Origin of the sequence: Christiangramia sp. (assembly GCF_029937855.1) — a bacterium.
GTDB lineage: Bacteria > Bacteroidota > Bacteroidia > Flavobacteriales > Flavobacteriaceae > Christiangramia.
The window spans coordinates 1-9,718 of record NZ_JAPYPC010000030.1; the positions used below are offsets into that span (position 1 = coordinate 1).

Annotated in this window: 10 protein-coding genes; all 10 read right to left on the reverse strand. The window is 38.5% G+C overall.

What is annotated here, in order from left to right:
• Nucleotides 1-69: 69 nt before the first annotated feature.
• The 10 genes from Q1K34_RS14330 to Q1K34_RS14375 all read right to left on the reverse strand — a co-directional run bounded on the left by Q1K34_RS14330 (nucleotide 70) and on the right by Q1K34_RS14375 (nucleotide 9,366).
• Nucleotides 70-789: a PepSY domain-containing protein gene (locus Q1K34_RS14330; protein WP_300440383.1), complete on the reverse strand. Its 720-nt coding sequence runs from the start codon at nucleotides 787-789 to the stop codon at nucleotides 70-72.
• 39 nt (nucleotides 790-828) lie between these two features.
• Nucleotides 829-1,488 (reverse strand): DUF2231 domain-containing protein, encoded by a 660-nt coding sequence (locus Q1K34_RS14335; protein ID WP_300440263.1) that lies wholly within the window; start codon nucleotides 1,486-1,488, stop codon nucleotides 829-831.
• Nucleotides 1,489-1,584: 96 nt separating this feature from the next.
• Nucleotides 1,585-2,184 (reverse strand): DUF3347 domain-containing protein, encoded by a 600-nt coding sequence (locus Q1K34_RS14340; protein WP_300440265.1) that lies wholly within the window; start codon nucleotides 2,182-2,184, stop codon nucleotides 1,585-1,587.
• A gap of 101 nt (nucleotides 2,185-2,285) precedes the next feature.
• Nucleotides 2,286-4,691 carry a multicopper oxidase domain-containing protein gene (locus Q1K34_RS14345; RefSeq protein ID WP_300440268.1) on the reverse strand — a complete coding sequence of 802 codons (2,406 nt, stop codon included), beginning with the start codon at nucleotides 4,689-4,691 and terminating at the stop codon, nucleotides 2,286-2,288.
• A gap of 72 nt (nucleotides 4,692-4,763) precedes the next feature.
• Nucleotides 4,764-5,258 (reverse strand): DUF305 domain-containing protein, encoded by a 495-nt coding sequence (locus Q1K34_RS14350; protein WP_300440270.1) that lies wholly within the window; start codon nucleotides 5,256-5,258, stop codon nucleotides 4,764-4,766.
• A 32-nt stretch (nucleotides 5,259-5,290) separates the two neighbouring features.
• A complete protein-coding gene (locus Q1K34_RS14355) occupies nucleotides 5,291-5,836 on the reverse strand; it encodes a DUF3347 domain-containing protein (RefSeq protein WP_300440272.1) in 546 nt (181 codons plus the stop codon).
• Between the two features lie 77 nt (nucleotides 5,837-5,913).
• A complete protein-coding gene (locus tag Q1K34_RS14360; protein ID WP_300440275.1) occupies nucleotides 5,914-6,483 on the reverse strand; it encodes an AraC family transcriptional regulator in 570 nt (189 codons plus the stop codon).
• A gap of 20 nt (nucleotides 6,484-6,503) precedes the next feature.
• The gene (locus Q1K34_RS14365; RefSeq protein WP_300440278.1) at nucleotides 6,504-7,079 is read right to left on the reverse strand and encodes a DUF2911 domain-containing protein; all 576 of its coding nucleotides are present in this window, start codon (nucleotides 7,077-7,079) and stop codon (nucleotides 6,504-6,506) included.
• 11 nt (nucleotides 7,080-7,090) lie between these two features.
• Complete coding sequence (locus tag Q1K34_RS14370) at nucleotides 7,091-7,606, reverse strand: nuclear transport factor 2 family protein (protein WP_300440281.1); 516 nt, start codon at nucleotides 7,604-7,606, stop codon at nucleotides 7,091-7,093.
• 47 nt (nucleotides 7,607-7,653) lie between these two features.
• Complete coding sequence (locus tag Q1K34_RS14375; RefSeq protein ID WP_300440284.1) at nucleotides 7,654-9,366, reverse strand: efflux RND transporter periplasmic adaptor subunit; 1,713 nt, start codon at nucleotides 9,364-9,366, stop codon at nucleotides 7,654-7,656.
• Between the last annotated feature and the right edge of the window lie 352 nt (nucleotides 9,367-9,718).

Here is a 9,718-nt window from a genome sequence, read left to right on the forward strand (position 1 = left end):
GGGCTAGCCCCCAATGATTTAATTTGAGTTGCATTTATATATTGAACTTAGAGTTCTTAATTTTTATGATTACAACTTATTTTTCTTCTTGGGCTTGATCAATTTTCTTACAGTTGGCGACGAAATATACCACAGTAAGAATCCGCTTAAAACAGTAATGAGTCCCAGCAATGAAAAAGCCCGAAGGATGGTATTATTAAAATTATCTCGACCTTCATAATCCATCGTATGCGTCATCCAGAGAAAATCAAACCACCTCCAGTCCCTATGTCTTACGGTTCTAAAGTCACCGTTTTCAGCTCCAATATACGCCTTTAAATTCTCATCTGTTTTGTATGATAGAACATAAGCCGGCAACAAATTTCCCCGATATTCATGGTGTTCTCCGGTTTCTGTAATTCTTTTTATATCTGAAACTTCCAGATCAGCTTTCATATACCTAGCTGCAATATCCAGGGCCTGCTGCTCATTTATTTCCTGAAGTTTTTCCCCGGTTTTAGCATTGATTAATAGCTCTTGATTAATATAGTAATAGGGTTCTCCTGAGATTTCCTGAAGACTGATAGAGTTAATTTCCAGATCGGGCTTCAATTCTGAAGGTCCTTTTAAATTCTGAAAACTGGTAGTAATCGGTGTTTCCTTTTTAAAATGATCGCCATGTATTTCATCCAGATCCGTCCAGCTAAAATAGAGTCCGCTTACCATCCACATAATAAATTGTATTCCTATAAAAATACCCAAATAGCGGTGAGCTTTTCGGATATTCATGGCTGTTTTTCTTTTTACGATCATTCTTTAAGTAGGGTTTAATTATTTATGTAACAAGATTTAATGGCTGTGGCCTTCGTCTTTAGATTCAAGGTAATCACCCTGAGGTCCTACTCCTTCTATATAAACCAATTGAGAACCATAGTGTCCTGCTTCAGATACAGAGTAAGCTGCAAAGCCCAAAACAAGAAAGACCACAATTTCGAAAATGCGGTTCTTTTTAATTAAAAATAGGCTTCCAAGTTTTAAAACTGCCGCCAGGGCACTGGCATAAATGGTCCATTCTGCATATATATCATGCTGTTCTAAAACCTTCTTTGCCGTTTCGCTAAGATCATGAGTATGAGGATGCGCATATACTCCTGCTACATAAGCTCCTATAAACCCTGCTCCGGCACATAGAAGTATTACCCAGTCCAGGTTTCTTTTAAGAACAAAGAGTTGTATTAATTGCAGGATTCCACCCAAAAGCAAAAGTACAATTGGAAAATGTACTATTAAGGGATGCAGGTTAGGAAACCTGTCAAAATCTGCACGTACATCAGCATCGGTTCCAGATAATTGGGGAGTCACTTTTTCATCGGCGTGATTCTCAGAATGCTCCTCCTGTGATTGGGAAATTTCATCTTGATGAGGCACAGAATCATTCGTATGTGCATGTTGCGCTTGCACTGCCTGTAAGCTTATAAGCAGTAAAAGCAAAGAAAATATTTTTTTCATAAAGAAGATATTTAATGATTGATTATTAAAAAGGAGGTGATAAAGCTATCAACTAATTAAACTAAAACCATCACCTCCTTTTCCCAGGTATACAGATTACTGGATCACTTCTTTTGTGGAACCACATTTTAACATTTTGTCCCCAAAATATGGATTTCTTATTTCTTTATCCTTTGAAATCCAGTAAGCCCCCTGATTATTAAAAGCCATCGGGCAATACTGTTTATAAACTTCTCCAGAAGACAACGAGCCTTTTAGAACATCTTCCATTTCCACTGTTAAAAGGGAAAACGATTTACGTTGTTCTTCTATATTATCTGATTGCTGAATTTGCCTGGCCAGGCTTTGCGCTTCGGCCTTTTCCTTTCCGAAGGCATCCATAAGCATTTTTCCACCTTTTTGGGCTTCACTCACATCGGCATTAACAAGTGCTGTTTTTACATGTATATAATGCTGAAAAATATCTCGTGTTTTCTCATCTTCGAATTCAACATTTGTTGCCATAGCTTTACTATTAGCATCATGATCCTGCTGTTTCATTGCTTCATCGTGATCCATGCCTTTATGGTTCATTTTGTTTTCTTCCATTTCCATTTGGTCCTGACCTTCTTCATTATTGTTTTCCTTACAGGAGGTGAAGTTTAAACTTAAACCTGCTACCGTTAATACTAGAACAATTGCTTTGAAATTTTTCATGATTACTTTTTTAATTATTTTTTCTATTCGATTAAAAATCAATGCTATGCATTTAATCTATAAACTTTAAATAGAAGTTGTCATAAATTATTATTAATATATTAAAACCAGATTTCTAAGCCTGCGCCTGCCCCAAAACGATTATCATAACTACCAATTACCTGGACTGTTTTACTCACCACGTACTCCATTCCCACCTGCCAGGTAGTTTCATTTTCGAAATTTGAGCCTGCCGGCAGGTCATTAACCCATCCAAAATCCATCTGGTATTCATATTCCCCAAAAATTCCGATACGCGGAAAAACCATCAATCCTGCACTAAGTCCTACTTGCGGCCTTAGTTTATTATCAATGCGCAATTCAGAATTTATCAAAAGGGGTAATAAATATCGTATTCCTCCAATAGCAGTGGTTTCGAGTTCTTCGAGGCTACCTTCTCTCTCATTTTCAACATTTACTCCTCCAAAAAGTCGAAAATAATCGTTCAGGTAGCGTTCATAAGTCAGACTGGCTTCCAGATTTCTATTCCAGCCGTATTCACTTCGCACCGTAAATTGATTCCTGAGATTCGTGGCAGTAGCATATAATTCTGTCATATGGCTTCCAGCCATTAATTCTCCCCAGGTGAAAATTTCATTTGCTTCCGTAGTAAGGTTCTGTAGCGGAAATTCTTTTAACCGTGCATCGCGGGGAGTGTTATAACTAATTACCGTGGCCATCCCGCTATTGATATGATACAAAACATGGCAATGAAAGAACCAGTCTCCATATTCATTCGCATCAAACTCGATCACTGTTTTTTGCATGGGAGCTACATTCACAGTATGTTTTAATGGGGAATACTCACCATGTTCATTGATCACCCTGAAAAAGTGCCCATGGAGGTGCATAGGATGATGCATCATGGTAAGGTTATTAAGGGTAATACGTACTTTTTGCCCCTGCTCAATCTTTATTTTATCGGTTTCAGCCAGGGGAACGCCGTTAATACTCCATACATAGCGGTTCATATTACCTGTAAGATTGAACAACATTTCTTTTAAAGGTTGTTCATCTGATATCGTAGTTTTTTCGGGAGACTTTAAGTAATCATAATTGAACTGCGGACCCCCCGTGGTTTTCATATTATCACCTATAACTACCTCTGCTGGCAATGGTTTTTTCTCCATTCCGGGCATCTGATCTTCCTGATCCGGCTTTCCTGGATTGTGCCCCATGTTTCCATGCATCTGGGTGGAGTCTGATTTCTTTTCCATATCCATATTATGCTGGTCCGTTCCTTTCATTGGCTGTTCCTTCCCGCCCATATCCATCTTGCTATGGTCCATATTCATTTCTCCCATCTCCATATCCATCGCGTATTTTTTCATCACCTTGATAGAATCCTGATGACCTGGTCGAAATTTGGTGGCCGGTGCACCCATTTTCATATCCATAGACATCATTCTTTTCATCATTTCGATAAGATCCGGTTCTGGAACTTCAGGAGCTGCTAAAACTGGTCCTTCTCCCAGATGGGTAACAGATTCCCCAGAACCATCCTGGGAGGTCGCCCTGATCTCCAGCTTTCCATTTTCAGGAATGGTTACAAGAAAATCATAGGTTTCAGCAACAGCGATGAGAGTTTTATTTTTCTTTATAGGTACTACATTTAATCCATCGGCAGAAATCAGCGTCGGATCTTCACCGCCAAAGGTGAGCCAGAAATAGGATGCTGCAGATGCATTTACAAATCTAAGTCTTACCCGTTCTCCAGGCTTAAATTCAGGATACTCCTGTTCTGGCTTTCCATTTACCAGGAACAGATCATGATAATTATCTGAAATGGCCATATCAGGCATCCGCTGCCAACTCATTTTTAATTTAGCTCCCAGCGCATCTTTTTTCAGGATCTTGTTCAGACTCTGGATCTGACCTTTTTTAATAAGATACCATTCATTACCCCTCTTGAGGTTCTTTAACTGTTTATGAGGTTTCTCATCCATCCAGTCTGAAAGGGTTAAAACCAGGTCATGGTCATACTCAAAATCTGGCTCTTTGGGATTTATTTGTATCGCCCCGTAGACTCCTCTTTGCTCCTGCAAACCGGTATGTGAGTGGTACCAGTAAGTTCCCGATTGTTTTAGCGCGAATTCATAGGTCAGGGTTTCTCCGGGAAGTATAGGTGGCGTGGTAAGATAAGGTACGCCATCAAAAAAGTTAGGGAGTAAAAGGCCATGCCAGTGTACCGAGGTCTCTACATCCATATTATTGGTCACATGGATTTTGGCATATTCTCCTTCGGTAAATTCAAGCACCGGCCCGGGAATTCCACCATTAATGGTCATGGCTTCTACAGCCTCTCCGGTTTTATTCACCATTTCCTGATCTATCGTAATACTATATTCATGAACCGGCCAATTATTAACATTTCCTTCAACGGAAGCTTCTCTTTCCTGTTGGCTAAAAACTGTACTTACTCCCAAAAGAAAGAGACCTAGCAGATTTATTTTGAAAAAATTTCTCATATACTTCTCTTTCATTTTATTAATTCAGTCTTACAGATTTACTTATATATTAAGAGCTGTAAAATATTCAGATTAATTCTCCTCGTTTTCCAGTCGATAAATGATCTTCTTCATCTGGGCAATTTCGCGTTTCTGAGCCTCAATAATTTCTTCGGCGAGTTTCCTGGTTTCAGGATCTTTAATATCAGCCCGTTTACTGGTCAATATCGCGATTGAGTGATGAGGAATCATCGCCTTCATATATAAAACATCCCCTATAATAGGTCGTTGTGCTCTTACCAGACCTAAGGCCGAAATAAATAACACCAGGCTACCAATATAAATGGCAATATTCTTTTTCCTGTTTTTATACATTTTCAGCATAAGGGATAACATGATCACTGCCATTGCTGCTATTCCCAGGCACGTCATATAAAAGCGGGTTAAACTAAAATATACATGGTCAAACTCATATGTATTCATGTACATCGTGATATACATAGCTATAAAAGACAGGCCGAGCATAAGGAAAAACTTACCATAATTGCTTCCACCAGACTTGTGGTTATTATTATTTTCTGAATTCATCTAATTGGGTTTTTAAGGTTAATTGGGAAATTTTACTTTTCTATAGTCTTTTTTACGGAGCCGCAGTTAAGCATTTTATCACCGAAATATGGATTTTTAATCTCTTCTACATCAGCATACCAGTACGCGCCATCATTATTAAAAGCCATAGGACAGAATTTCTTGTAAATGGTGCCACCGGAAAGGGCTTCCTCAAACATAGGCCCAGCCAATTCTGTAAACTTTGAAAATAACCTTCTCTGCTCCTCAATATCGTCAGTGTCTCCCAACTGCGCAGCGATAGATTTTAATTCTGCACGATCTTCAGAAAATGAATCGGACATACCTTTCGCTGCATCCTTTGCCTGGCCAGATTCATCATTGGTGAGTGCCATTTTAATTTCCAGGTAATTATGCCAGATTTTTCCGGTCATACCATCTATAAAATCCTGGTCGGCAACATCTGCGGTTTCTTTTTCAGCTTTCTTTACTTCTTGTGTGGTGTTTACTTCAACAGATTGTGTTTCTTTTTTATCCACACAGGCGGTGAAAATCAATAAGAAAACAGGAAGAAGTCTAAAAAGATTTAAGTTTTTCATTTTGATTTTTTTGATTGGTTCAACTTTCCAAGTTAGAGTATAACCAAAACCTGGATTATCATATTTTCGCTTAAATTCTATAAAATTTGGTCTAAAGAATTTCTAAAGTTTTCATCAATAGATTTGTAATCAGTGAGATTCATTCCGGTTTCAGATTTAAATTGCCGGGAAAGATGATTTACGTTGCTATAATCCAACAACTGACTGATCTCCGTAAAATTGAATTCTCTGGACTGAATTAATTCTTTGACCTTTTCGATCTTTAACTTTATAAAATATTTTTCTACAGTGGTATTTTCAGTATACGAAAAGACTCGACTCAAGCGGGAATAATCACAGTCGGTTTTTTCAGATAAATAACCGGATAGGGTTCCTGTTTTTTGAACGGGCAAGTTTTCCAAAAGCCTGATAAGGCTCAACTTCACTTTCTCCACCAAAATTTTGTCTGAACTTTCCAAAAGTTCAAAACCATTTTCAATAAGAACTTTATCCAGCTTTTTTACGTCTTCGGTTTTATTAGTACTCTCATAAACCAGCCGCCCCAATTCTACATCCTTTACCTCCACTCCGGCCTCACCCAATTCATTCCTTACCACTTTTATACAACGGTCGCAAACCATATTTTTGATAAAGACTTCTACGATCATAATTTGATTGGTTTTTATTCTTAGTCTTTCACCTGAAAAGGTAGTTTTAGAAGCACTTTCTCCCAAGCCAGGGAAATTTCTCCTTTATTATCCCCCGTTTTATTTACGGTATATTCCAATTCTTCCTGTATATTTTCAAGATTTTCAGGCTTTACCTCCAGCATCAAAACATTCTTCGAAGGATCGTATTCGTCCTTTCCATGCTGATCCCAATGACTGTTAAACATTACTTTCCAGATATCTTTTCCCGGAACAGTAAAAAACGCATATTTCCCTGCTGGTAGTTTTTTTTCACCAAAAATAAGATCCTTGTTCGTTTCCAACCAGGTAACATTATGAGCGCCAGATTGCCAAACACTATTGTAGCCTACAAGGCCACCAAAAATGATTCGGTCTCGCACCCTTGGGGAGGAATAATCTATATGTACATGGGCATCCCCCACCATAGCCATAGCACTGGTATGCGGACTCATAACCTTTTTCTTTGTTTCTGTAGCTTCACTTTTAGTTTTCCCGTCTGCTCCATGATCATGTTCCTGTGCAAAACCTGAATAACTTATTACTGATATAATTGCTATTATTAATATCTTTTTCATCTCTTAAAATTTTATTGTTTTGGTTTATAGTCTCTGGAAGAGGAGTGGGTTTTTATAATTTTCCACTCATCGCCCTGTTTTTTTAGAACCGAGGTTGCCACCCCTTTCTTCTGGATTTTTGTTTTTTCGCCTTCTTTCTCATTGAGAACTATGGTATACATATAAGTTTCAGTAGTAAAAGCGTAAGGAAGGTCCACATCCACATCAAGCTCATAATCTGAAAAACGAAAACTCTCAAAATGGCCCAGCTCAGGACCTAAATGATGATCTATATATTCTTTATAGGTCCCTTCCACACCACCAGACTCATATACCCTTGAAGAATCTGCAAAGAGCTGAAAAGTACCTTCTGTCGTTAAATTCTCCAATGCAGATTTGTAGCTTCTCATATGTTTTCTTACTGCCTCCTCTTCTGCTTTTAATAAAACCGAATCCTTATTTTCCATTTTCATGGTTTCCTTTTCCAATTCAGGCTCGTTTTTATTTTCCTGACAGGAGCAAAAATGAGTATGATAAAGAGAAGCCAAAGCTTTGAATTTAGTTTTTTCATAATTTCAGTTTTTAAGAAGTCTATTTATAAGGTTTTGGTTGTTTCTCCACAATTTAACATGGCTTCACCGTAATATGGATTTTCAACGTTTTCTGAAAGGCTTAGCCAGTCTGCACCTTTATTATTATTTGCCATTGGGCAATGCTGTAAATAGATCGTTTTATCCAGATTTTTCATATTGGAAGCAAAGGCGATCATATTTTCTGAAAGCACTATGAAATGGTCACGTTGGTTCTCGATATTTGCATTTTCTGAAATAGCCTCCAGCATGCTCTTTATTTTGCTGATATGGCTAGTTTCCATAGCGCCGAGATTATCGATCTTTAAACTCTCTACTTCCTTAAGCATTTTATAAGAGAGTGCTTTTGCTTTTTCAACGTCAGAGTCCACAAATGCATCTTTTAAATTGAAATAAACAGCCAGTACGCTAGTAAAATCCTTTTGAAAAGTATCGGGTAACTGCATTTCCATTTTAGAAGACTGCTCTTTCATTGCTGTTTTGGTCATCATCGATTTTTTACCCTGTAATTGGGCAGCGGCATCTACAGTAAAAGTCCCATTAGCCACAATTTCTTCACCTCCATCAAGCCCTGAAATAACCTGATAAGAATCACCCATTGCAGTTCCAAGTTTGATTTCCCGCATTTCAAAAACGGGTTCTTCAGGATTCGTCTTTACGTAGACCAGGGAACGTTCACCCGTCCACAACACGGCACTTTTTGGAATACTTAATATAGATTTAGAGGATGATTCCCCACTGGTTTCGATTGTTGCCTTTACAAACATTCCAGGTTTTAGAATATCATTCTTATTATCTAATACCGCTCTTACCATTAACGTTCTTCGTGAAGTATTCAAAACGGGATCAATAAATGAAACTGTTGCCTCAAATTCTTTATCGGGATAAGCGTTGGTAGTTACCTTAATTTTCTGCCCTTTTTTTAAAGTGGCAATCTGATTCTCATAGGCATCAAATACAGCCCATACTGAGCTTAAATTCGCAATTTTCAGCATAGGTTCGCCTTTAGCTACATAATCTCCTTCCTGCACTAATTTTTCAGTCACGGTACCGGAAACCGTAGCGAAGACAGGAAAATTTTCCTTTACCTGTCCCGCGTTCTCGATGGAGTTGATTTGATCTTCTGTAAGTTTCCATAATTTCAGTTTATTGCGAACAGCTTTATATAAGGCTGGCTGACTTTCTTTTAATTTAGCAGCGGTAAGCAATTCCTGTTGCGCAGCAACCAGTTCCGGAGAATAAATTGTCGCTAAAAGTTGTCCTCTGGTCACGCTCTCACCAGTGAAATTAACATTCAAATTTTCTATTCTCCCGGCAAAATAGGCTGCCTGTACCGCATTGGCTTCTTCATTTACCTGGATCTTTCCAGACAGGCTGATCGAGTTATCCAGATTTTCGCCACCACCAATGGTTATGGTCTGGATATTGGCAAGAGCCATGGCGTTTTTTGTCATTTTAAATTCATCTACCCCAAGCCCATTTGCGCTGGCATCGGTCGGGATAAGATCCATTCCGCAAATTGGGCAATCGCCAGGTTCAGGTTGCATGATCTGTGGATGCATGGAACAGGTCCACATTTGAGTATCTTCCTCGTGGTCATGTCCTTCGGCAGTTTCAGTCCCCTTACTTTCCTTGTTCCCATCCCCCGTTCCGAAGAAAAGGTAACCCAACGCGAGTCCACTGATTAGGATTGCTACGTAAATGATGTATTTTTTCATTGTTCTATGTTTTGTTTGTGTTAGGTCTCTGTTATGGGTTTTCTGTTGTAATTAGTCGGTTGTCGAAAGTTGAATTTTCCATTTTCATTTAATTTAAGTCATTGCGAGCCTTTGAAGAAGGCGAAGCAATCTCAAGTTCATTTGCACTAACCATCAACAGTTTGCTTCGTCGTGCCTCCTCGCAAAGACGTTTAAATTTTCACTTTTCCCTTTTCCCTTTTCCCTTTTCACTCTTCACTTTTCACTCTTCACTCTTCACTTTTCACTTTTCACTCTTCACTCTTCACTCTTCACTTACTAATTGCTTAAATAATTAATCACTGCAGATTGCATATAATAATTCTTTACAGCT

Excerpts from the sequence above, each read along its gene's own strand:
- Q1K34_RS14350 (WP_300440270.1), bottom strand. The coding sequence starts at position 5,258 with ATGAATTCAGAAAATAATAATAACCACAAGTCTGGTGGAAGCAATTAT.
- Q1K34_RS14375 (WP_300440284.1), bottom strand. The coding sequence starts at position 9,366 with ATGAAAAAATACATCATTTACGTAGCAATCCTAATCAGTGGACTCGCG.
- Q1K34_RS14345 (WP_300440268.1), bottom strand. The coding sequence starts at position 4,691 with ATGAGAAATTTTTTCAAAATAAATCTGCTAGGTCTCTTTCTTTTGGGA.
- Q1K34_RS14355 (WP_300440272.1), bottom strand. The coding sequence starts at position 5,836 with ATGAAAAACTTAAATCTTTTTAGACTTCTTCCTGTTTTCTTATTGATT.
- Q1K34_RS14340 (WP_300440265.1), bottom strand. The coding sequence starts at position 2,184 with ATGAAAAATTTCAAAGCAATTGTTCTAGTATTAACGGTAGCAGGTTTA.
- Q1K34_RS14360 (WP_300440275.1), bottom strand. The coding sequence starts at position 6,483 with ATGATCGTAGAAGTCTTTATCAAAAATATGGTTTGCGACCGTTGTATA.
- Q1K34_RS14335 (WP_300440263.1), bottom strand. The coding sequence starts at position 1,488 with ATGAAAAAAATATTTTCTTTGCTTTTACTGCTTATAAGCTTACAGGCA.
- Q1K34_RS14365 (WP_300440278.1), bottom strand. The coding sequence starts at position 7,079 with ATGAAAAAGATATTAATAATAGCAATTATATCAGTAATAAGTTATTCA.